The sequence below is a fragment of the Pseudomonas rhizophila genome, assembly GCF_003033885.1.
GTDB classification, from domain to species: Bacteria; Pseudomonadota; Gammaproteobacteria; order Pseudomonadales; family Pseudomonadaceae; genus Aquipseudomonas; species Aquipseudomonas rhizophila.
Genome location: NZ_CP024081.1, coordinates 5,809,669 through 5,832,774 on the forward strand (window position 1 = coordinate 5,809,669; position 23,106 = coordinate 5,832,774).

The following is a 23,106-nucleotide window of genomic DNA, read 5'->3' on the forward strand; positions in this document are numbered from 1 at the left end:
TTCCCCTTTCCTAAAGAACCCTTTGCACAAAATTTAACCAGCTGTGGAGAAGTCGAGGTAAAAGAAATTAAAAAGAAAGAAATTTATAAAACCTTTGTTTTTATGTTTATTCTTACTGAGCCTCACTTCTGTGGATAAAGCTCTGAAGGCCTTTATATTCAATATGTACAGAGATTCAAAACCCTGTGGTCAGGTGCGGCTGAGGGGCTTGGATAACCGGTGTAAGCCTGTGGATGAATGGGGTGGTTATCCACAGAGGGGGTTATCTTCAGTTTTGAAGGGGGTTTATCAACCGAGCTCAGGGCCAGTTATTCACAGGGCTTAATCCACAGGAAAACTGGCTTTTGATCCAGACACCGCCCACAGGCAAGCCGCCATGCAGGGCAATCGTTCCAGAAAAGGGAAAAAACCGGCTGCATGGACTCGTTGTAGGGTCGATAGCAGCCGGGTTCTTAAGGAATGGGTTATTTACCGATGCAGAAGCTGGAGAAGATTCGACCAAGCAGGTCATCAGAGCTGAAGGCCCCGGTAATTTCCCCGAGAGCTTGCTGGGCCTGACGTAAATCTTCGGCCAGTAGCTCACCGGCTCCGGCAAGGGTCAGTTGCGCGCGACCGTGCTCAAGCGCCGCGCTGGCATGGCGCAGCGCCTCAAGGTGCCGACGACGGGCGCTGAAGCTGCTTTCCGAAGTCTGCTCGTAACCCATGCAGGCCTTTAAATGTTCGCGCAGCAACTCCAGTCCCATATCCGCGGATTTCGCACTGAGGCTAATGGTGACGTGGCCATCAGCGCTGACCTCCAGGGTCACGGGTTCCCCGGTCAGGTCGGCCTTGTTTCGAATCAGCGTGACTTTCGAAGGGTCAGGCCGGGTTTCCAGAAACTCTGGCCACAAAGCGAAAGGATCATCCGCTTCCGGGGCCGTGGCATCGACCACCAACAACACGCGGTCAGCCTCGCCGATGGCTTTGAGCGCACGCTCCACGCCGATTTTTTCCACATGGTCGTCGGTATCCCGCAGGCCGGCCGTGTCGACCACATGCAGGGGCATACCATCGATGTGGATATGTTCGCGCAGAATATCCCGGGTGGTGCCGGCGATCTCGGTAACAATCGCGGCCTCACGGCCTGCCAAGGCGTTGAGGAGGCTGGATTTGCCGGCATTTGGCCTTCCGGCGATCACCACCGTCATCCCATCGCGCAACAAAGCACCCTGCCCGGCTTCGCGCAGTACTGTGGATAACTCATCGCGGACCTTGTCGAGCATGCTGAGCACGTGACCATCGGCGAGAAAGTCGATCTCTTCCTCGGGAAAGTCGATCGCGGCCTCGACGTAGATCCGCAGGCCGATCAGTTGCTCGGTGAGGTTATGCACACGCTGGGAAAAAGCGCCCTGCAGGGATCGCAAGGCATTGCGCGCGGCCTGTGCGGAACTGGCTTCGATCAGATCAGCAATGGCTTCGGCCTGGGCCAGGTCGAGCTTGTCATTGAGGAATGCACGTTCGCTGAACTCGCCTGGTCGCGCAAGACGACACCCCAGTTCGAGGCAACGCTTGAGCAACATGTCCAGGACGATCGGACCACCATGGCCTTGCAGTTCCAGCACATCTTCGCCGGTGAACGAGTTGGGACCAGGAAAATACAAAGCCAGGCCTTCATCGAGCACCTGCTGGTCATCACTGAAAAAAGGGCCGTAGTGAGCAAACCGAGGTTTGAGTTCTCGACCGCTGATGGCCTTTGCCGCGACGCTGGCCAACGGTCCCGAAATACGGACGATGCCGACTCCGCCGCGACCTTGGGCAGTAGCAACGGCGGCGATGGTTTCACGAGGTGCGCTCATAAACCGGTATCCAGACAAAAGTGGCAGATAGCAAAACGCCCCACTAGGGGGCGTTTTGTGTGGTTATCCACAGAGCAAGTTACGCCTCGGCTTTTTTCGTAGCCGCTTCGATCTTACGCGTGATGTACCACTGCTGGGTAATCGACAACACGTTGTTCACAACCCAGTACAGCACCAGGCCCGCAGGGAACCACAGGAAGAAGAAGGTGAAGATGATCGGCATCATCTTCATGACCTTCGCCTGCATAGGGTCCGGAGGCGTTGGGTTCAGCTGCTGCTGAATGAACATGGTCGCGCCCATGATGATCGGCAGGATGAAGAACGGATCCTTGATCGACAGGTCGGTAATCCACAGCATGAACGGTGCCTGGCGCATCTCGACGCTTTCCAGCAGCACCCAGTACAGCGCCAGGAACACAGGCATTTGGACAAGAATCGGCAAGCAACCACCCAACGGGTTGATCTTCTCTTTCTTGTACAGCTCCATCATGGCCTGGGACATTTTCTGCCGGTCATCGCCATGTTGTTCTTTCAGGGCGGCCAGTTTCGGTGCCACTGCGCGCATGCGAGCCATGGATTTGTAGCTGGCTGCCGACAATGGGAAGAAGATCCCCTTGATCAGCATGGTCAGGAAGATGATCGACCAGCCCCAGTTACCGACGATGCTGTGGATATGTTGCAGCAGCCAGAAGATTGGCTGGGCAATGAACCACAGGAACCCGTAGTCCACGGTCAGTTCCAGACCTGGGGACAACTCTTTCAACACCGCTTGGCTTTTTGGACCGGCATACAGAATCGCGCTGGTCTCGACTTTTGCACCTGGTGCAGCGGTCAATGCCGGGCCGGTATAACCGACGATGTAGTTGCCTTTGCTGTCTTTACGCGTCTGGACGACGTTGTTCTCGCCTTTCTGCGGGATCCAGGCGGTGACAAAATAGTGCTGCAACCAGGCAACCCAGCCACCTTGTACGGTTTCCTTGAGCTGCGCCTTGTCCATGTCTTTCATGGACACTTTCTTGTACGGCTCCGAACTTGTCCACAGGGCAGCGCCCAGGTAAGTCGCGGTACCGGTGGCGGTGCTGGAGGAAGGATCATCGCTGGCGTCACGCTTGAGCTGCGCGAACATCGCACCAGACCAGGGCTGTGCGCTCTGGTTGTCGATCAGATAGGAAACAGTCACGTCATACAGGCCACGTTTCAAAGTGAAACGCTTGATGTAATTGACGCCGTCCTTGCTGAACTTCAGGTCCACGACCAATTGGTCCTGACCGTCAGCCAGTTGATAAGTCTTCTTCTCGGAGGAGTAAACCGGGCGGCCGGCCGGGTTTGCATCCGGGCCGTTGGTGCCGATCAGACCACTTTGGGCCAGATAGGTCCGCTCATTGCCGTTATCGAACAACTGGAATGGAATTTCCGGATGGTCCTGGCGGCGCGGATACAACGGCAGCTTCAACTGAGCGACGTCACCACCTTGTGGATCGATTGCCAGCTCAAGCACGTCAGTCTTGATCTGGATCAGATCCTTGCTTGCAGCCACAGGGGCTTCGGCAGGAGCAGTGGTATCGTTTGCCGCGCGCGGGATGTCGTCATTACTGGCGGTGCTATTGCCAGTCGTGGTGTCCGGCAAGCTCGGTGCGGTATTGCTGGCTGCAACATTCTGAGTCGGCAGGGCAGCCTGGCCATAGTCCTGGTTCCATTTAAGAACCATTACGTAGGACACGATTGCCAGGGCGACGATCAGGATCGTGCGTTTGATATCCATGATTACTCGGCCATCGAAGAAGAACGGGAGGTAGGGATAGGCGGAACCGGGTCATAACCGCCGGGATTCCACGGATGACAGCGACCTAAACGACGAAAGGTCAGCCAGCCACCGCGCAGAAGGCCATGATTTTCTATGGCTTCATACGCGTAGCAAGAACAACTGGGGTAGAAACGACAGTGACTGGCCATCAGGGGACTAATGGCGTAGCGATAAAACTGGATCGGAACGAGTGCCAGTTTACGCATCGGGACTGTCTACCCCTACAGTTTCGGTGTTGACTGCTGGCGGTGCTGGCTTGTTACGAGCCAAGCGCTTCCAGAGTTTGCCGAAATGCTGAATCAATTCGGGGTTTTCTACGTCACCCAAACCTTTGCGCGCGACGATAACAATGTCCCAACCGACCAGAGAATCCTGGTTCAGGCGAAACGATTCGCGCATCAGACGTTTGAGGCGATTGCGCTGAACGGAGAGCTTGACGCTCTTTTTCCCGATAACCAGCCCTAGTCGGGGGTGATCAAGATCGTTGCTGCGCGCAAGGAGCAGGAGATTTTTCCCCGGAACCTTGCCGGTAGGGGAGTCAAAGACTGCCTTGAAATGCCGGGGTGTAAGCAGACGCTTTTCCCGACTGAAGTCCTGACTCACCTCCAGTGCCGGATTATCAAACTGCCAGACGCGCACGACCTTTGGCGCGACGACGCGACAGGACGGCACGACCGTTCTTGGTAGCCATGCGAGCACGGAAACCGTGGGTACGAGCGCGTTTGATAGTGCTTGGTTGGAAAGTACGTTTCATGTCGTGTTACCTGGGTTCGTCCACAACGGGCCGGAATGGCCCCCGTTTTAAGAGACCGGGGATTCTAGAGAAAGCAAGCCTCTAGGTCAATTTCCAACCAGCGTTTACTTCAAATAGATATCGCGCCTGGATAGCGGCTTCATCGCAGGACTCCAGATATAGAAATAAAAAGAAGGGAATTATTTAAAGCTTTTCTGTAAAGCTTATAAAAGCAAGGCTGGCACCTATCTGTGGATAACCATGCCTAGGCCTTGTAGTCCGCCATGTACAGAGAATGACAACTACAGGGGAAAGCGGTGTTCAGCCTGTGCTGCGCTGTCGGATAAGCTGTGTGTGGAATGGCTACTTATCCACAGGGAGGTTATCCACCGACTTCAACCCCCACTTGTGCAACGACCTCACGGGCGGTTATCCACAGAGCTTATCCACCGACCGCCTGTCGTCTTGCTCGTTGTTAAGGCATTGATAAATCATGGTGGATGAGCAACCTGCATGTGGATAAGTGGGCGTCCGCTCGCTACAATGGCCGCTTGTTTTTGCCTCACCGGCTTTCAACTTAGGGGATATCCGTGTCAGTGGAACTTTGGCAGCAGTGCGTGGAGCTTTTGCGCGATGAGCTGCCTGCCCAACAATTCAACACTTGGATCCGTCCGCTACAGGTCGAAGCCGAAGGCGACGAGTTGCGCGTCTATGCACCGAACCGTTTCGTTCTTGACTGGGTCAACGAAAAGTACCTGGGACGGGTCATGGAACTGCTCGATGAGCATGGCAATGGCATGGCGCCTGCGCTGTCCTTATTAATAGGCAGCAAACGCAGCTCTGCGCCGCGCGCCGCCCCCAACGCCCCGTTGGCCGCTGCGGCCTCCCAGGCCCAGGCTGTCGCGGCGCCGGTTAACCATGCCGCACCGGCCCCCACGCCGGCACCGAGCAAGCGTAATGCACAAAAAGTGGCCGAGGTCAGCGAAGAGCCCTCGCGGGACAGCTTCGACCCAATGGCCGGCGCCAGCTCCCAACAAGCTCCGGTACGCGCCGAACAGCGCACCGTCCAGGTCGAAGGCGCGCTCAAGCACACCAGTTACCTGAACCGCACCTTTACCTTCGAGAACTTCGTTGAGGGCAAGTCCAACCAACTGGCGCGAGCGGCAGCCTGGCAGGTCGCGGACAACCCCAAGCATGGCTACAACCCGCTCTTCCTTTATGGTGGCGTAGGCTTGGGTAAAACCCACTTGATGCACGCGGTGGGTAACCACCTATTAAAGAAGAACCCGAATGCCAAGGTCGTGTACCTGCATTCCGAGCGTTTCGTGGCCGACATGGTCAAGGCGCTGCAGCTGAACGCGATCAATGAGTTCAAGCGCTTCTACCGTTCGGTGGACGCCTTGCTGATCGACGATATTCAGTTCTTCGCCCGCAAGGAGCGTTCCCAGGAAGAGTTTTTCCACACCTTCAACGCATTGCTTGAAGGCGGGCAGCAGGTCATTCTTACCAGTGACCGCTACCCGAAAGAAATCGAAGGTCTGGAAGAACGTCTCAAGTCGCGTTTTGGCTGGGGCCTGACGGTTGCCGTCGAGCCGCCGGAGCTGGAAACCCGGGTGGCGATCCTGATGAAGAAGGCTGATCAGGCCAAGGTCGAACTGCCTCACGATGCCGCATTCTTCATTGCCCAGCGTATCCGCTCGAACGTCCGTGAGCTCGAAGGCGCCCTTAAGCGGGTCATCGCTCATTCCCACTTCATGGGCCGCGACATCACCATCGAGTTGATTCGCGAGTCCTTGAAGGATTTGTTAGCGCTCCAGGACAAGCTGGTTTCTGTGGATAACATTCAGCGCACTGTCGCTGAATACTACAAAATCAAGATATCCGACCTGCTGTCCAAACGCCGATCGCGTTCGGTGGCTCGCCCGCGTCAGGTGGCGATGGCCTTGTCCAAGGAGCTGACCAACCACAGTCTGCCGGAAATTGGCGATGTGTTTGGCGGACGCGACCACACCACGGTGTTGCACGCCTGTCGTAAGATCAACGAACTTAAGGAATCCGACGCGGACATCCGCGAGGACTACAAGAACCTGCTGCGAACACTGACCACTTGATGACCACCAGCGCAGCTTATTAAGGCAAGGGACTAGACCATGCATTTCACCATTCAACGCGAAGCCCTGTTGAAACCCCTGCAACTGGTCGCAGGCGTCGTCGAACGCCGCCAGACCTTGCCGGTACTTTCCAACGTGCTGCTGGTTGTCGAAGGCCAGCAATTGTCGCTGACCGGTACCGACCTGGAAGTCGAGCTGGTCGGTCGTGTACAGCTTGAGGAACCGGCCGATCCAGGTTCCATCACCGTGCCGGCGCGCAAGCTGATGGACATCTGCAAAAGCCTGCCCAACGATGCGCTGATCGACATCAAGGTCGATGAGCAGAAGCTCGTGGTCAAGGCCGGTCGCAGCCGTTTCACCTTGTCGACGCTGCCGGCCAACGACTTCCCGACGGTGGAAGAAGGCCCAGGCTCGCTGACCTGCAGCCTCGAGCAAAGCAAATTGCGCCGTTTGATCGAACGCACCAGCTTCGCCATGGCGCAGCAGGACGTGCGTTACTACCTCAACGGCATGCTCCTGGAAGTGTCCGCCGGTATCATCCGCGCCGTCGCCACCGACGGTCACCGTCTGGCCATGTGCTCGATGCAGGCCGATATCGGTCAGCCAGACCGCCACCAAGTCATCGTCCCGCGCAAAGGTATCCTGGAGCTCGCGCGCCTACTGACCGAGCCGGACGGCAATGTCAGTATCGTGTTGGGCCAGCACCATATCCGCGCCACCACGGGTGAGTTCACCTTCACCTCGAAGCTGGTCGATGGCAAGTTCCCCGACTACGAGCGCGTGCTGCCAAAAGGTGGCGACAAGCTGGTCCTGGGTGACCGCCAAGCCTTGCGCGAGGCGTTCAGCCGTACCGCGATCCTGTCCAACGAGAAGTACCGCGGCATTCGTCTGCAATTGGCCAACGGTCAGCTGAAAATCCAGGCGAACAACCCGGAGCAGGAAGAGGCGGAAGAAGAAGTGGGCGTTGAATACAACGGCGGCTCTCTGGAAATCGGCTTCAACGTCAGCTACCTGCTCGACGTACTGGGCGTGATGACCACTGAGCAAGTGCGTCTGATCCTGTCGGACTCCAACAGCAGTGCGCTGGTGCAGGAATCCGATAACGACGACTCGGCCTACGTTGTCATGCCGATGCGTCTGTAATCAGCTAGATGTCCTTAAGTCGCGTCTCGGTCACCGCGGTGCGCAATCTGCACCCGGTGACCTTCTCCCCTTCCCCCTGCATCAATATCCTTTACGGCGCTAACGGCAGCGGCAAAACCAGTGTTCTGGAAGCTGTTCACCTGCTGGGGCTTGCTCGTTCGTTTCGTAGCACCCGTCTGTTACCGGTCATCCAATACGATCAGTTGGCCTGCACCGTGTTCGGACAGGTGGAGTTGGCGCAAGGTGGTCACAGTGCCTTGGGGATATCACGGGACCGGCAAGGCGAATTCCAGATCCGCATCGATGGGCAGAATGCCCGCAGCGCCGCGCAACTGGCGGAGATCCTGCCGTTGCAGTTGATCAACCCGGACAGTTTCCGTTTGCTGGAGGGCGCCCCGAAGATTCGTCGACAGTTTCTCGACTGGGGCGTGTTCCACGTGGAACCGCGGTTCATGGCCACTTGGCAGCGCTTGCAGAAGGCGCTGCGCCAGCGAAATTCCTGGCTGCGGCATGGTACACTTGACGCCGTTTCGCAAGCGGTTTGGGACAGGGAACTGTGCCAGGCCAGCGCTGAAATAGATGAATACCGCCGCGCTTACATCAAAGCCTTGAAACCGGTCTTCGAGCAGACCTTGAGCGAACTGGTTGAGCTTGAGGGCCTGACGCTCAGCTATTACCGAGGCTGGGACAAGGACCGGGAACTGAGCACCGTACTGGCTGGCTCGCTGCAGCGGGACCAGCAGATGGGCCATACCCAGGCTGGACCGCAACGCGCTGACTTGCGCCTTAGATTGGGCGCACATAATGCCGCGGACATCTTGTCCCGGGGGCAGCAGAAGTTGGTGGTGTGTGCATTGCGGATTGCCCAAGGCCATTTGGTCAGCCAGGCTCGACGCGGTCAGTGTATTTATCTGGTGGATGACTTGCCGTCCGAATTGGACGAAGCCCACCGCCGCGCACTCTGCCGCTTGCTGGAAGACTTACGCTGCCAGGTTTTTATCACCTGTGTAGATCACGAATTATTGAGGGAAGGCTGGCAGACGGAAACGCCAGTCGCTCTGTTCCACGTGGAACAGGGCCGTATCACCCAGACCCACGACCATCGGGAGTGAAGGCATTGAGCGAAGAAAATACGTACGACTCAACGAGCATTAAAGTGCTGAAAGGCCTGGATGCCGTACGCAAACGTCCCGGTATGTACATTGGTGACACCGACGATGGCAGCGGTCTGCACCACATGGTGTTCGAGGTGGTCGACAACTCCATCGACGAAGCCCTCGCCGGTCATTGCGATGACATCAGCATCATCATCCACCCGGATGAGTCCATCACTGTTCGTGACAACGGTCGTGGCATCCCGGTAGACGTACACAAGGAAGAAGGCGTTTCCGCAGCCGAGGTCATCATGACCGTGCTGCACGCCGGCGGTAAGTTCGATGACAACTCCTACAAGGTTTCCGGCGGTCTGCACGGCGTAGGTGTATCGGTCGTGAACGCACTGTCCGAAGAGCTTGTTCTTACCGTTCGCCGCAGTGGCAAGATCTGGGAACAAACCTACGTCCACGGTGTGCCTCAGGCGCCAATGGCGATCGTAGGCGACAGCGAAACCACCGGCACCCAGATTCACTTCAAGGCTTCCAGCGAAACCTTCAAGAACATCCACTTCAGCTGGGACATCCTGGCCAAGCGGATTCGTGAACTGTCCTTCCTCAACTCCGGTGTCGGTATCGTCCTCAAGGACGAGCGCAGCGGCAAGGAAGAGCTGTTCAAGTACGAAGGGGGCCTGCGTGCATTCGTTGAATACCTGAACACCAACAAGACTGCGGTCAACCAGGTGTTCCACTTCAACGTCCAGCGCGAAGATGGCATCGGCGTGGAAATCGCCCTGCAGTGGAACGACAGCTTCAACGAGAACCTGTTGTGCTTCACCAACAACATTCCACAGCGCGATGGCGGTACTCACCTGGTGGGTTTCCGTTCGGCGCTGACCCGTAACCTGAACAACTACATCGAACAGGAAGGTCTGGCGAAGAAGCATAAAGTCGCCACCACCGGTGACGATGCCCGTGAAGGCCTGACGGCGATCATTTCGGTGAAAGTGCCGGATCCGAAGTTCAGTTCCCAGACCAAGGACAAGCTGGTTTCTTCCGAAGTGAAGACCGCAGTCGAACAGGAAATGGGCAAATACTTCTCCGACTTCCTGCTGGAAAACCCCAACGAAGCCAAGCTGGTGGTCGGCAAGATGATCGACGCCGCCCGTGCCCGTGAAGCAGCGCGCAAGGCCCGTGAGATGACCCGCCGCAAAGGCGCGCTGGACATCGCCGGTTTGCCGGGCAAACTGGCCGACTGCCAGGAAAAAGACCCTGCCTTGTCCGAACTGTACCTCGTGGAAGGTGACTCTGCTGGCGGTTCCGCCAAGCAGGGCCGCAACCGCCGCACCCAGGCCATCCTGCCGCTCAAGGGCAAGATCCTGAACGTCGAGAAGGCGCGCTTCGACAAGATGATCTCCTCCCAGGAAGTCGGCACGCTCATCACTGCGCTGGGCTGTGGCATCGGCCGCGATGAGTACAACATCGACAAGCTGCGTTATCACAACATCATCATCATGACCGACGCCGACGTCGACGGTTCGCACATCCGCACCCTGTTGCTGACGTTCTTCTTCCGTCAGTTGCCGGAGCTGATCGAGCGCGGCTACATCTATATCGCCCAGCCTCCGCTGTACAAGGTCAAGAAAGGCAAGCAAGAGCAATACATCAAAGACGACGACGCCATGGAAGAGTACATGACGCAGTCGGCCCTGGAAGATGCGAGCCTGCACCTGAACGAAGAGGCCCCAGGCATTTCCGGCGAAGCCCTTGAGCGCCTGGTCAACGACTTCCGCCTGGTGATGAAGACTCTCAAGCGCCTGTCGCGCCTGTACCCACAGGAGCTGACCGAGCACTTCATCTACCTGCCGGCTGTCAGCATGGAACAGCTCTCCGATCACGCTGCAATGCAGGATTGGCTGGCCCAGTACGAAGTTCGTCTGCGCACCGTAGAGAAGTCTGGCCTGGTGTACAAAGCCAGCCTGCGTGAAGACCGTGAGCGTAACGTCTGGCTGCCAGAGGTCGAACTGATCTCCCACGGCCTGTCCAACTACGTCACTTTCAACCGCGACTTCTTCGGCAGCAACGACTACAAGACTGTCGTCTCCCTGGGCGCGCAACTGAGCACCCTGCTGGACGAAGGCGCGTACATCCAGCGTGGTGAGCGCAAGAAAGCCGTTACCGAGTTCAAGGAAGCCCTTGAGTGGCTGATGGCCGAAAGCACCAAGCGCCACACCATCCAGCGCTATAAAGGTCTGGGTGAAATGAACCCGGACCAGCTGTGGGAAACCACCATGGACCCAGGCTCGCGCCGGATGCTGAAAGTCACCATCGAAGACGCCATCGGCGCGGACCAGATCTTCAACACCCTGATGGGTGATGCGGTCGAGCCTCGTCGTGACTTCATCGAAAGCAATGCGTTGGCGGTGTCTAACCTGGATTTCTGATCCACAGCCACCCTGCCCCAACGAAAAAGGCCAACGCATATGCGTTGGCCTTTTTTCGCCCGTTGGCCCTAACTCGCCACCGAAGCCTCACTCCCCGCCGCCACACTCTCCAACCGATACCCATACCCATAAATCGTCAGCAACTGCCAACCTCGATCCGCCGTCAGCCCGAGTTTGTTGCGCAGACGGTAGATGTGGGTGTCGAGCGGGCGCGACGAGGTCATTTCCTCGTGGGTCCAGAAGCGCTCGTAGAAATACTCCCGGGACAGTGGACGGCCCAGGTTGGCGAACAGGCAGCGGGCCAGGCGGTATTCCCGTTCGGTCAGGCTGATGGGGATACCGGCGCGGGTGACGGTCAGTTCGGCGTCGTCGAATTCCAGGTCGTTGAATACCAGCACGTCGCTGGCTGGAGCACGTTGCAGGTTATGGCGTCGCAATACGGCTGTGACCCGGGCCTTGAGTTCGTTAGGCCTGAAGGGCTTGCTCACGTAGTCGTCGGCCCCGGCGTTGAGGGCCTGGACCACATCGTGCTCGCCGTCGCGGCTGGTGAGCATGATGGCGGCGGGGGGCGAGTCCATGTGCTCCCGCGTCCAGCGCAGCAGCGACAACCCGCTGATGTCGGGCAATTGCCAGTCGAGGATCAAGAGGTCGAAGGTTTCCCGGCGCAGCTGCCGCAACAGGTCTTCGCCGCGCTCAAAACTGTGCAAGGTCCAGGCTTGCTCGCCCCTGCCGGGGATTTGTTGCAGTGTCTGTTCCACCCGGCGCAGCTCGGCCGGTTCGTCATCCAGTATGGCGACACGCATGGGATGCGATTCCTTGATCTCGAGAGTAACGGACATCATCAGGGTGGCCTGCAATCTGAACAAATATTCCACTTGCCCGATGTAACCTCGGCGGGCCGATAAGTTGTCGGGTTGCAGGTCCCCTGTCGCTGGCAGTGACAATACCGGCTCATGACGCGCAGGGAAAGGTAGCAGCGCGCCACCTATCGAGTCCGCTATAGTCTTTGGTCTTCAGCCTGCTGGTGCGACACGCGACCCCCCATGAAAAAAATCCCCCGTTCCTATGTTCTGTCAGGGTGCTTATGAGCAACCAGCGTCGTCGTGAAAGCCGTGAACCGACCCAAGTCCAACGCATGTTTCGCCAATTGGTACGGGAATGGTTGTGGATAAGTCTTCTTCTATTACCGCTCACCGCGTTGTTGTCGTTCAGTACCCAGCCAACACGCCACGGGCCAGAAGCGGCGTTGTTGTCGGTGTTTGTGGTCGCTGTTGTGCTGGGGTTGCTATTGCTGCGCCCTCGCCTGGCGCTGTGGACGACAGTGGGTGGCATGAGCATGGCCCTGCTGATCAGTGTCGTACTTGCGGCTGAAGGTTGGTGGTGGTCGCCCATGGCGAGCGTGCTGGGCATCGTGTTTGGCTATCTGATCTGGAATTGGCGGCGGCTGAGCGTGGTGCTGGCCTACTTTGGCTGGGAACTGGCGCGCCTGGATGCGGAGCCCAAGGTGTTCCCCGAACGGCGTCGTGCGCCCTACACGGGCAGCGACCGCTTGCAGGGCCAGATCATGGCCCTGGAGCAAGCCATGGGGAGAACCCGGGACACCCGTCGCTTTATTGCCGATGGCCTCGAATACCTGCCGGTGGCAACAATGATCAGCGATCCCCAAGGCAAGATATTGCTGGGTAACCGCAAAGCGCGTGATCTCTTCGGCCATGGCTTGGCGGGGGGCGATGTATTGGAGCATCTCGCGCAGCTGGGTTACCCAGGACTGGAGCGCGGGGTGCCTCACCGATTATCCACATTGCCCCTGGTGGAGTTTCGCGACAGCCGGGAGCGCAGCCTGCGTCTGGAACGAGCCCCGCTATTGCCGGTTGATGGTGAGGCGCCGATAGGCTGGTTACTGAGCCTCATCGACCTGAGCGCGGAGCGCGAAGCCGAAGAGCAGCGCAGCGTCATGCTGCGTTTTTTGTCCCATGATTTGCGCGCGCCCCACTCGGCGATCCTGGCCCTGCTGGATGTGCAGCGGCATCAGAACGGAGCGAATAATCCGCTCTTCGATCAGATCGAGCGGCAGGTGCGTCGCGCCTTGGAATTGACCGACGGCTTTGTGCAACTGGCCAAGGCCGAGTCTGAGGCGTATCAATTCCAACCGACGCTGTTCGCCATGTTGGTCCTGGATGTACTTGACCAGGCGCTGCCCATCGCCCAGGCAAAACGCATCCAGTTGATTCATGAAATAGAGGATGAAGAGGCGATGGTGAGCGCGGATCAATCATTGCTGACCCGTGCCCTGTTCAATCTGCTGGAAAATGCCATCAAGTACAGCCCGCCCGACGCCTGCATTTCCCTGCAGGTTCATTGCACGTCGGGTTGGTTGACCTGCAACGTCGCCGACCAGGGCAAGGGCATCAGCGCCGAAGAACTACCGGACCTGTTCAGCCAGTATCGACGGTTTTCCTCGGCTCACGGTGTGGATGGCATTGGCTTGGGACTGTCGATGGTCAAGGCCGTGGTGGACCATCATGAGGGGAAAATCGAATGCCATAGCGTGGTAGGCAAAGGCACGACGTTCAGCCTGCGATTCCCGTTGTTGGCGGAGTAAAGATCGTCCGAACGGGGCCCGAGCCTTCGGACGATCTTGGTGCTATAAAAAACTTATGCACCTGTCGGCGGCTTTTATGTTTTTATGAAATATGTATTAAAAACAAAGACATAAAACAGAAAAGTTACGAATTTCGAAAAAACGGTGCACAGGTTATCCACAGATATCAAACAGCGGCTTGTTCCGTGGGCACTTCCGCGACAGGACCGGGTGGAAGCGAACCCATCTCCCGTTGGGTCTGTTCGTTCCAGGTTTGTACGCGTTCATTGAGCTCGGCAATGGCGCGGGGCCCGCTACCTTCGGCATACATGGGCTTGCCGATCACCACGGTGATGACGCCCGGTGTCCGGAGCCAGCCACCCTTGGGCCAGAACTTGCCGGCATTGTGTGCAATCGGCAGCACCGGCAGGTCAGCGTTTACCGCCAATGCGCTGCCACTGCGGGAGAATTTGCCGATCGTCCCGTAGGGAACACGGGTACCTTCTGGAAAGATCAAAACCCAAACCTTGTCCTTGAGTAGCTCATCACCTTTTTTCGCCACTTGCTTGAGAGCAACCTTGGGGTTGTCCCGGTCAATGGCGATGGGGCGCAGCATTGCCATGGCCCAGCCGAAGAAAGGTACGAACAGCAGCTCACGTTTGAGCACTTGGCTCAGGGGCTCGAAGTAAGCCGAAAGGAAGAAAGTCTCCCAGGTGCTCTGGTGGTTGGACTGGATCACGCACGGCCGCTCAGGCACGTTTTCGGCGCCTTTTACTTCATACCGTATCCCCAGAAAAACCTTGCTCAGCCACAGCGCGCAACGGCACCAGTACACATTGATAAAACGGTAGCGCGTCCTGAACGACATGAAAGGCGCTACAAAAAAACTCAACGTGCACCACAACAACGAACTGGTGCCCAGCAGCAGGTAAAAGAGAAAGGTTCTGATGGCCTGCAATATCGACATAGCGGCATTTACCGTTGCGGGCAGTGCCCGACTGTTTAAGCGCTTCCCGAACAGTCCTTGATCAGGATGTCTTGGGAGCTCTAATTGTGGATAAGTTCAGCGGCAATCGCCGCCAAGTCTTCAAAAATCAAGGTGCCCACCGGCAGGGTCTTGCCCAGAGTCTTTTCGCCTTTGCCGGTCTTTACCAAAACGGGCTGACAATCGACGGCCTTGGCCGCCTCCAGGTCACCCAGGCTGTCGCCGACGAACCACACTCCCGCCAGCGTTACATCGTAGTGAGCGGCAATGGTTTTCAACATGCCCGGCTTGGGCTTGCGGCAATCACAACCTTCGTCCGGCCCGTGCGGGCAGTAGACGATCAGCCCGACTTCACCGCCCTGCTCGGCCACCAATGCGCGCAAGCGCTCATGCATGGCCTCAAGGACCGCGAGGTCGTAGTAACCGCGGGCAATGCCCGACTGGTTGGTGGCAACCGCCACCGTCCAGCCGGCCTTGCTCAACTGCGCGATGGCTTCGATCGAACCGGGGAGCGGCAACCACTCCTCCACCGATTTGATATAAGCGTCGGAGTCGTGGTTGATCACTCCGTCCCGATCGAGAATCAGCAGTTTCAACAGCAGCCCCTCAACCCAGCATGGAAATGTCGGCAATATTGAGGAACAGGCCCCGCAGGCGCGCCAGCAGTGCATAGCGATTCTTGCGAACATCTTCGTTGTCCGCATTCACCATCACGGCTTCAAAGAACGCATCGACAGGATCGCGCAGTGCTGCCAGGCGTGCCAGCGCTTCGGCATACTCGCGCTTTTCCATCAGCGGTTGCACGGACGTAGACGCCTGCTGGATAGCCGAGTTTAGTGAGAACTCCACGGCGTTATCAAAGTACCGCGCCTCAGGTACGGCGAAAATTGTAGGCTCGGCCTTGCTCAGCAGATTCGACACCCGCTTGTTCACCGCCGCCAGCGCTGCTGCTTCCGGCAGTTGGCGGAAAGCCTGCACCGCTTGGACGCGCTGGTCGAAGTCCAGGGCCGAACCGGGCTTGAGGGCACGCACCGACAGATAGGTGGCGACATCGACGCCTTCGTCTTCATAACGCGCACGCAGGCGGTCGAAGATGAATTCCAGCACCGCATCGGACAGACCGGCAGACTTGACCTTGCTGCCGAACGCATTGACGGCGAACGCCACGGCGTCGTTCAGGTCCAGGTCCAGTTGCTTGTCGATCAGGATCCGCAGCACACCCAGTGCCGCGCGACGCAGGGCGTACGGGTCTTTGCTGCCGGTAGGCAACATGCCGATGCCGAAAATACCGACGAGGGTGTCGAGCTTGTCGGCGATGGCCACGGCCGCACCGGTCAGGGTGGTCGGCAGTTCAGCGCCGGCACCGCGGGGCATGTACTGCTCGTTCAGCGCCAGGGCCACGTCTTGCGGCTCGCCGTCGTTGAGGGCGTAGTAGTAACCGGCAACGCCTTGCATCTCCGGGAACTCACCGACCATTTCGGTGGACAGGTCGCACTTGGACAGGATGCCGGCACGGGCCGCGCGCTGGGCGTCGCCGCCAATGCGTGGAGCGATGAAAGCAGCCAGTTTCGAAACGCGCTCGGCCTTGTCATAGACGCTGCCGAGTTTTTCCTGGAACACCACGTTCTGCAGTCGTTCGTTGAAGCTTTCCAGCGGTTGCTTCTTGTCCTGCTTGAAGAAGAACTCGGCGTCCGTCAGGCGCGGGCGAACGACTTTCTCGTTACCGGCGATGATCTGCTGCGGGTCCTTGCTTTCGATGTTGGCGACGGTGATGAAGCGCGGCAGCAACTTGCCTTCAGCGTCCAGCAGGCAGAAATACTTCTGGTTGTCCTGCATGGTGGTGATAAGCGCTTCCTGCGGCACTTCAAGGAAACGTTCCTCGAACGAGCACACCAGCGGCACTGGCCATTCCACCAGCGCGGTCACTTCGTCCAGCAGACTTGGCGGCACGATGGCGGTGCCTTCCTGCTGGGTGGCCAACTCTTCGGTGCGCTTGCTGATCAGTTCGCGACGCTCGTTGGCGTCAGCCAATACGTAGGCGGAACGCAGGTCGGCCAGGTAATTGGCCGGCGAGGTGATGCGCACGCTCTGCGGATGATGGAAGCGGTGACCGCGGGAATCGCGACCGGCCTTCTGGGCCAGGATCGTGCAGTCGATGACTTGGTCACCGAGCAGCATCACCAGCCATTGGGTCGGACGCACGAACTCTTCCTTGCGCGCGGCCCAGCGCATGCGCTTGGGAATCGGCAGGTCGTTCAGGGAATCTTCGACGATGGTCGGCAACAGGCTGGCGGTCGGCTTGCCCTTGATGCTCTGGCTATAGCGCAGCTTCGGACCGCTCTGGTCGATTTCGCTCAGGTCCACGCCACACTTCTTGGCGAAACCGAGGGCGGCTTGGGTTGGGTTGCCGTCGGCATCGAACGCGGCCTGGCGTGGCGGGCCGTCGAGGTTGATGCTGCGGTCCGGCTGCTGGGTCGCCAGGGCGGTGATCAGCACGGCCAAACGACGCGGCGCGGCGTAGACATGCTTGGCTTCGAAGTTCAGGCCAGCGGCTTGCAGGCCCTTCTCGATACCGGCCAGGAACGCATCGGCCAGGGTGTTCAGGGCTTTGGGTGGCAGTTCTTCGGTGCCCAGTTCAACCAGAAAATCTTGAGCACTCATTGTGCAGCCTCCAGCTTAGCCAACACTTCATCACGCAAATCCGGGGTCGCCATCGGGAAGCCCAGCTTGGCACGGGCCAGCAGGTAGGCTTGCGCAACGGAACGCGCCAGAGTGCGTACACGCAGGATGTATTGCTGGCGCGCAGTCACGGAAATCGCCCGGCGTGCGTCCAGCAGGTTGAAGGTATGGGACGCCTTCAACACCATTTCGTAGCTCGGCAACGGCAGCGGCTGGTACAGCTCGATCAGGCGCTTGGCTTCGCTTTCATAGAAATCGAACAGCTCGAACAGCTTGTCGACGTTGGCGTGTTCGAAGTTGTAGGTCGATTGCTCCACTTCGTTCTGGTGGAACACGTCGCCGTAGGTCACTTTGCCGAACGGGCCGTCGGCCCATACCAGGTCGTAGACCGAGTCCACGCCTTGCAGGTACATGGCCAGGCGTTCCAGGCCATAGGTGATTTCGCCGGTCACCGGGTAGCATTCGATGCCACCCGCTTGCTGGAAGTAAGTGAACTGGGTCACTTCCATGCCGTTGAGCCAGACTTCCCAGCCCAGGCCCCAGGCGCCCAGGGTTGGCGATTCCCAGTTGTCTTCAACGAAACGAATGTCGTGCACCAGCGGGTCGAGGCCGACGTGCTTGAGCGAGCCCAAGTACAGCTCCTGGAAGTTTTCCGGGTTCGGTTTCAGGACCACCTGGAACTGGTAGTAGTGCTGCAGACGGTTCGGGTTTTCGCCGTAGCGGCCGTCAGTCGGGCGGCGGCTGGGCTGCACATAAGCGGCGTTCCAGGTTTCCGGGCCGATGGCACGCAGAAACGTGGCAGTGTGGAAAGTGCCGGCGCCTACTTCCATATCGTAGGGCTGAAGTACCACGCAACCTTGCTCGGCCCAGTATTGCTGGAGGGCGAGGATCAAGTCTTGGAAGGTACGCACGGCTGGCGTAGGCTGGCTCACGAAATTCACCTGTTTCTTGGGCTGCGATTTAAAGAGCGGGAGTATACCCGATTCGTTCGTGCGCACGCCCCCTGGAGCCTTATGCCACGCTGCTTTTGGTGTTCTGACGATCCTTTGTACATGGCTTATCACGATCAGGAGTGGGGCACGCCGCTGCGCGATGCGCAGGGTTTGTTCGAGTTGCTTTTGCTCGAAGGGTTCCAGGCCGGGCTGTCCTGGATCACCGTTTTGCGCAAACGCGAGCGCTACCGGCAGGTGCTGTTCGGCTTTGACGTGCAGCGCGTGGCGCAGATGAGCGATGCAGAAATCGACGAGCTGATGCTCGACCCCGGCATCATCCGCAACCGCCTCAAGCTCAATGCGGCCCGGCGCAATGCCCAAGCCTGGCTGGCCCTGGAGGATCCGGTGGCGTTCCTCTGGTCGTTCGTGGACGGCAAGCCGGTCATCAACCACTTCAAGGACCGCTCCGAAGTGCCGGCCATCACGCCCCAGGCCGTGCAGATGAGCAAGGGCCTGGAAAAAGCCGGCTTCACCTTTGTCGGGCCGACCATTTGTTACGCCTTGATGCAGGCCTCGGGAATGGTCATGGACCACACCCAGGACTGCGACCGCTACGCGGAGCTGGCAAACGGCGGTTAGAATAGCCGGCTCGCAACACGCCCATGAATTCAGGAGTGACCTGTGGATAAGTTGAAAGGCGCCTTGCTGGTCGGCGCTCTGCGGTTGTTTGCGATGCTGCCTTGGCGCGCGGTGCAGGCGTCGGGTTCGGCCATCGGCTGGCTCATGTGGAAGCTGCCCAATCGTTCCCGCGACGTGGTGCGGATCAACCTCGCCAAGTGTTTCCCCGAGATGGACCCGGCCGAGCGCGAACGCCTGGTGGGCCAAAGCCTCAAGGACATCGGCAAATCCCTGACCGAAAGCGCCTGCGCTTGGATCTGGCCGGCCCAGCGCTCCATCGACCTGGTGCGGGAAGTCGAAGGCCTGGACGTATTAAAAGAAGCGCTCGCTTCCGGCAAAGGCGTGGTGGGCATCACCAGCCACCTGGGCAACTGGGAAGTGCTCAACCACTTCTATTGCAGCCAGTGCAAACCGATCATTTTCTACCGTCCGCCCAAGCTTAAAGCGGTGGATGAATTGCTGCGCAAACAGCGCGTGCAACTGGGCAACAAAGTCGCGGCGTCGACTAAGGAAGGTATCCTCAGCGTCATCAAAGAGGTCCGAAAGGGCGGTCAAGTGGGCATTCCCGCCGACCCGGAACCGGCCGAGTCTGCCGGCATCTTCGTCCCCTTCTTTGCCACCCAGGCCCTGACCAGCAAGTTCGTACCGAACATGCTCGCCGGTGGCAAGGCCGTCGGCGTATTCCTCCACGCCCTGCGCCTGCCGGACGGCTCCGGCTACAAAGTCATCCTCGAAGCCGCCCCAGACGCCATGTACAGCACCGACACCGAAACCGCCTGCGCCGCCATGAGCCAGGTTGTGGAGCGTTATGTACGCGCCTACCCGAGCCAGTACATGTGGAGCATGAAACGCTTCAAAAAACGCCCGCCAGGTGAGGCGCGGTGGTACTGAAGGCCTGTTGCTGCATATGAGTGACACAGGGATTTGTGGTGAATGCAGGATATGCGAACACCCAAGAACCCATGTGGGAGTCGAGCTTGCTCGCGATGACGGCGGCCCATTCAACATCAGTGCAAGCTGACCCACCGCTATCGCGAGCAAGCTCAGCTCCCACGGGGATTTGTGATGGATGCGATATCTGTGAACAACCCGGAAAAACTGTGGGAGCGAGCCTGACAGACAACACATATCCAACCGAACGGCTCACCCTGTGGCGAGGGAGCTAGCTCCCGCTGGGCTGCGCAGCAGCCCCAACCAAGCTGACACATTCTTTCAGGCACAGAGGTCTATTTTTCCAAGCACAGTGCGGGCTGAATGTCCTAATCTCGCCTAGCCCCAATCAGCCAAGGACGCGTCAATGGGCATTCGAGGTAATGACCGCCAGATCGACAACATCGAGCTCAATGTCAGCGACATCGCCCGAAGCAAAGCCTTCTATGCGAGCGCATTCGGCTGGAGTTTCGTCGACTACGGCCCGACCTACACCGAATTCAGCGACGGTCGTCTGACCGGTGGCTTCACGACCGGTGAACCTGTGCGCCCAGGCGGCCCGTTAATCATCCTGTACGCGGATGACCTTGAAGGCACCCAACTCAGACTCAAGGCCGCTGGGGCGATCATCAGCCGTGAAGTGTTCGATTTCCCCGGTGGCCGACGTTTTCACTTTATCGATCCGGATGGCTATGAGCTGGCGGTGTGGTCGGCTTCCTGATGGCTGATTGATCACGAGGAGGCGCAAAGCCTCAATCGTGTCCATGATTAAGGACCTGCGATATCGGTGACGTTGGAATGGCAAAGCCATCTCTAAATCCGTCGGATTACCGTCCGTTCAGAAATATCGCACTTCCTCTGGTTCATTAATCAAGGAGTCCCCTCATGAAAATCGACTTCACCGGACGCCACGTCTTAGTCACCGGCTCCTCCAGCGGCATTGGTTTCGCCACAGTCAAAGGCTTCCTCGAGTCCGGCGCCCACGTGGTCATCAATGGTCGCAGCGAGAGCAGCGTGGAGGACGCGTTGCAGCGGTTGGGCGACCTTGCTTCAAATGCCGCTGGCTTTGTGGGTGACCTTAGTCATGAGGCTGGCTGCCAGGCACTGATCGCCAAGCACCCAAGCTTCGATATCGTCATCAACAACCTGGGCATTTTCAAACAGGAAGACTTTTTCGAAACGCCGGACAGCGAATGGCAGCGCTTTTTCGAAACCAACGTGATGTCGGGCGTGCGGGTTTCCAGGGCCTACGCGCCGGGCATGGTCGAGCGCGGTTGGGGGCGGATTGTGTTTGTCTCGTCGGAATCGGGTCTGAACATCCCCGCCGACATGATCCACTACGGCTTTACCAAAACCGCCCAACTGTCCATTGCTCGCGGCCTGGCCAAGCGCCTCGCCGGCACCGGCGTTACGGTGAATTCGGTACTGCCTGGGCCGACGCTTTCCGAAGGAGTTGCCCAGATGCTCCAGGCAGACGTCGAGCGCAGCGGGGAAAGCCTGGAAAAAGTCGCGGCGGATTTCGTCAACCAGCACCGTAGCACCTCGATCATCCAGCGTGCGGCGCGCGTCGAGGAAGTCGCCAACATGATCATCTATGCCAGCTCGGAACAGGCCTCGGCCACCACCGGTGCGGCGTTGCGTGTGGATGGTGGGGTGGTGGATAGCATCGTTTAGGGCCCTATGACACGTTGCAAAAAAACGCCGCTTCCTCATGAGAGATAAGCGGCGTTTTTTCTTTTGGAAGCAACATGGGTTGATTTGACCCGTTTTCGGAGCGTTGAAGGGTTTGTTCAGCCTACCCGGTTTTCGATCAAGCGATCCGAGCCGCCTTCGGCTAAACGTTTTTCGATCAGTCGATCCGAACCACCTTCAGCGACACGTTTTTCGATCAGCCGATCTGAACCACCTTCAGCGACACGTTTATCGATCAGCCGATCCGAACCGCCTTCGGCTACACGTTTTTCGATCAGCCGATCCGAACCACCTTCGGCGACACGTTTATCGATCAGCCGATCCGAACCACCTTCAGCGACACGTTTATCGATCAGCCGATCCGAACCGCCTTCAGCGACACGTTTTTCGATCAGCCGATCCGAACCACCTTCGGCGACACGTTTATCGATCAGCCGATCCGAACCACCTTCAGCGACACGTTTATCGATCAGCCGGTCCGAGCCGCCTTCGGCGACACGTTTATCGATCAGCCGGTCCGAGCCGCCTTCGGCGACACGTTTATCGATCAGTCGATCCGAACCGCCTTCGGCGACACGTTTATCGATCAGCCGATCCGAACCACCTTCAGCGACACGTTTTTCGATCAGCCGGTCCGAGCCGCCCTCAGCGACCGTAGGTTGAACAAAAGAAGTTGCGAATGCATTGCCGAGCGCCAGTGCGAGAAGCGAGCCAACAAGCGTTTTGTTGAAAGTGTTCATGTCCTGATCCTTTTTATTCGTAGATGAAGTGAGTTAGACGGTGACGTGCAAACGGACGTCGACGTTGCCGCGTGTCGCGTTGGAGTACGGGCAGACCTGGTGAGCCGCGTCGACCAGCGCTTGAGCATCGGCTTGATCCAGACCCGGCAGATTGATGTGCAGGTCAATGTCCAGACCGAAACCGCCAGGGATCTGGCCGATGCCGACGTGTGCCGTGATTGAGGCGTCAGCAGGGATGCTGCGTTTGCTTTGGCTGGCGACAAACTTCAATGCGCCGATGAAGCAGGCCGAGTAACCGGCGGCGAACAACTGCTCAGGGTTGGTGGCTTCACCACCGGCGCCGCCCAGGGCTTTTGGTGTGGCCAGTTTCACGTCGAGAATCTTGTCGCTGGAAACAGCACGGCCATCACGGCCACCAGTGGAGGTTGCGACTGCGGTATAGAGAACGTTCATGGTGTTTCCTCGCTTGCTGATTGGTTTGACCGATTTTGTTTGCGCTAAATGTTTGTGCGCTAACCAGTTGAGATAAAATTAACGGACAAATAGTTTGCGCGCAATATAAATTTTTGAAAATTTGCCGAATTTGAATTAACCAGTTGATCCGAAAGGAAATTTATTTTTAAGCGCCGCCGTGTCGACAGAGCGTGTGGGCCGCGAAGTGATTCAAGGGGAAGGAGGTGCTAGGGGGTATCAGCAGGGCCAGCGCAATTGCAGACCTTCGGAGAAAG

20 protein-coding genes and 1 pseudogene are annotated in these 23,106 nt (G+C 58.2%); 9 read left to right on the forward strand and 12 right to left on the reverse strand.

Annotated features, from left to right (window positions below; translation table 11 throughout):
• Positions 1-464 precede the first annotated feature (464 nt).
• The 5 genes from mnmE to rpmH form a co-directional block, all read right to left on the reverse strand.
• Positions 465-1,835 carry a tRNA uridine-5-carboxymethylaminomethyl(34) synthesis GTPase MnmE gene (gene mnmE / locus CRX69_RS26875; RefSeq protein ID WP_107323176.1) on the reverse strand — a complete coding sequence of 457 codons (1,371 nt, stop codon included), beginning with the start codon at positions 1,833-1,835 and terminating at the stop codon, positions 465-467.
• 79 nt (positions 1,836-1,914) lie between these two features.
• Positions 1,915-3,597: a membrane protein insertase YidC gene (gene yidC / locus CRX69_RS26880; protein WP_047230103.1), complete on the reverse strand. Its 1,683-nt coding sequence runs from the start codon at positions 3,595-3,597 to the stop codon at positions 1,915-1,917.
• 2 nt (positions 3,598-3,599) lie between these two features.
• A complete protein-coding gene (yidD, locus tag CRX69_RS26885; protein ID WP_010465488.1) occupies positions 3,600-3,845 on the reverse strand; it encodes a membrane protein insertion efficiency factor YidD in 246 nt (81 codons plus the stop codon).
• Positions 3,838-4,242 carry a ribonuclease P protein component gene (rnpA, locus tag CRX69_RS26890; RefSeq protein WP_047230119.1) on the reverse strand — a complete coding sequence of 135 codons (405 nt, stop codon included), beginning with the start codon at positions 4,240-4,242 and terminating at the stop codon, positions 3,838-3,840. Before rnpA ends, yidD begins: the two co-directional genes overlap by 8 nt.
• A gap of 16 nt (positions 4,243-4,258) precedes the next feature.
• Positions 4,259-4,393, reverse strand: a complete 135-nt coding sequence (gene rpmH / locus CRX69_RS26895) for a 50S ribosomal protein L34 (protein WP_003213577.1) — start codon at positions 4,391-4,393, stop codon at positions 4,259-4,261.
• Positions 4,394-4,962: 569 nt separating this feature from the next.
• Between rpmH and dnaA the strand changes: the two genes are divergently transcribed.
• From dnaA to gyrB, 4 genes are read left to right on the forward strand one after another with little or no spacing between them, the layout of a single operon-like run.
• Positions 4,963-6,483, forward strand: a complete 1,521-nt coding sequence (gene dnaA, locus CRX69_RS26900; protein ID WP_047230104.1) for a chromosomal replication initiator protein DnaA — start codon at positions 4,963-4,965, stop codon at positions 6,481-6,483.
• Positions 6,484-6,522: 39 nt separating this feature from the next.
• Positions 6,523-7,626, forward strand: coding sequence for a DNA polymerase III subunit beta (dnaN, locus tag CRX69_RS26905; RefSeq protein WP_007903001.1), 1,104 nt, complete (start codon positions 6,523-6,525; stop codon positions 7,624-7,626).
• A gap of 8 nt (positions 7,627-7,634) precedes the next feature.
• Entirely contained in the window at positions 7,635-8,738 is a 1,104-nt protein-coding gene (gene recF, locus CRX69_RS26910; protein ID WP_107323177.1) for a DNA replication/repair protein RecF, read from the forward strand.
• A gap of 5 nt (positions 8,739-8,743) precedes the next feature.
• Entirely contained in the window at positions 8,744-11,161 is a 2,418-nt protein-coding gene (gene gyrB / locus CRX69_RS26915) for a DNA topoisomerase (ATP-hydrolyzing) subunit B (RefSeq protein WP_047230120.1), read from the forward strand.
• Between the two features lie 68 nt (positions 11,162-11,229).
• Here gyrB and CRX69_RS26920 read toward each other — a convergent pair whose 3' ends face one another.
• Positions 11,230-11,964, reverse strand: coding sequence for a response regulator transcription factor (locus tag CRX69_RS26920; protein ID WP_076386511.1), 735 nt, complete (start codon positions 11,962-11,964; stop codon positions 11,230-11,232).
• A 281-nt stretch (positions 11,965-12,245) separates the two neighbouring features.
• Between CRX69_RS26920 and CRX69_RS26925 the strand changes: the two genes are divergently transcribed.
• Complete coding sequence (locus CRX69_RS26925) at positions 12,246-13,763, forward strand: sensor histidine kinase (RefSeq protein ID WP_107323178.1); 1,518 nt, start codon at positions 12,246-12,248, stop codon at positions 13,761-13,763.
• Positions 13,764-13,929: 166 nt separating this feature from the next.
• On the opposite strand, the gene CRX69_RS26930 is transcribed toward CRX69_RS26925, so the two are convergent.
• From CRX69_RS26930 to glyQ, 4 genes are all read right to left on the reverse strand, one after another.
• On the reverse strand, positions 13,930-14,709 hold the full coding sequence (locus tag CRX69_RS26930; protein ID WP_047230107.1) for a lysophospholipid acyltransferase family protein: 780 nt from the start codon (positions 14,707-14,709) through the stop codon (positions 13,930-13,932).
• An 80-nt stretch (positions 14,710-14,789) separates the two neighbouring features.
• Positions 14,790-15,329 carry a D-glycero-beta-D-manno-heptose 1,7-bisphosphate 7-phosphatase gene (gene gmhB, locus CRX69_RS26935; RefSeq protein WP_171061292.1) on the reverse strand — a complete coding sequence of 180 codons (540 nt, stop codon included), beginning with the start codon at positions 15,327-15,329 and terminating at the stop codon, positions 14,790-14,792.
• A gap of 4 nt (positions 15,330-15,333) precedes the next feature.
• On the reverse strand, positions 15,334-17,388 hold the full coding sequence (gene glyS, locus CRX69_RS26940; protein WP_107323179.1) for a glycine--tRNA ligase subunit beta: 2,055 nt from the start codon (positions 17,386-17,388) through the stop codon (positions 15,334-15,336).
• Positions 17,385-18,338, reverse strand: coding sequence for a glycine--tRNA ligase subunit alpha (gene glyQ / locus CRX69_RS26945; protein WP_107323308.1), 954 nt, complete (start codon positions 18,336-18,338; stop codon positions 17,385-17,387). Before glyQ ends, glyS begins: the two co-directional genes overlap by 4 nt.
• 81 nt (positions 18,339-18,419) lie before the next feature.
• Here glyQ and tag point away from each other — a divergent pair, with 81 nt between their 5' ends.
• The 4 genes from tag to CRX69_RS26965 all read left to right on the forward strand — a co-directional run bounded on the left by tag (position 18,420) and on the right by CRX69_RS26965 (position 21,620).
• Entirely contained in the window at positions 18,420-18,977 is a 558-nt protein-coding gene (tag, locus tag CRX69_RS26950) for a DNA-3-methyladenine glycosylase I (RefSeq protein ID WP_047230110.1), read from the forward strand.
• Between the two features lie 42 nt (positions 18,978-19,019).
• Positions 19,020-19,907 (forward strand): lysophospholipid acyltransferase, encoded by an 888-nt coding sequence (locus CRX69_RS26955; RefSeq protein ID WP_047230111.1) that lies wholly within the window; start codon positions 19,020-19,022, stop codon positions 19,905-19,907.
• Positions 19,908-20,313: 406 nt separating this feature from the next.
• Positions 20,314-20,667, forward strand: coding sequence for a VOC family protein (locus tag CRX69_RS26960; RefSeq protein WP_076383158.1), 354 nt, complete (start codon positions 20,314-20,316; stop codon positions 20,665-20,667).
• 164 nt (positions 20,668-20,831) lie between these two features.
• On the forward strand, positions 20,832-21,620 hold the full coding sequence (locus CRX69_RS26965) for an SDR family NAD(P)-dependent oxidoreductase (protein ID WP_107323180.1): 789 nt from the start codon (positions 20,832-20,834) through the stop codon (positions 21,618-21,620).
• A gap of 203 nt (positions 21,621-21,823) precedes the next feature.
• Here CRX69_RS26965 and CRX69_RS26970 read toward each other — a convergent pair.
• Positions 21,824-22,378 (reverse strand): annotated as a pseudogene (locus tag CRX69_RS26970) (phage infection protein); the annotation flags it as partial.
• Positions 22,379-22,411: 33 nt separating this feature from the next.
• Positions 22,412-22,831, reverse strand: coding sequence for an organic hydroperoxide resistance protein (locus tag CRX69_RS26975; protein ID WP_003196182.1), 420 nt, complete (start codon positions 22,829-22,831; stop codon positions 22,412-22,414).
• Between the last annotated feature and the right edge of the window lie 275 nt (positions 22,832-23,106).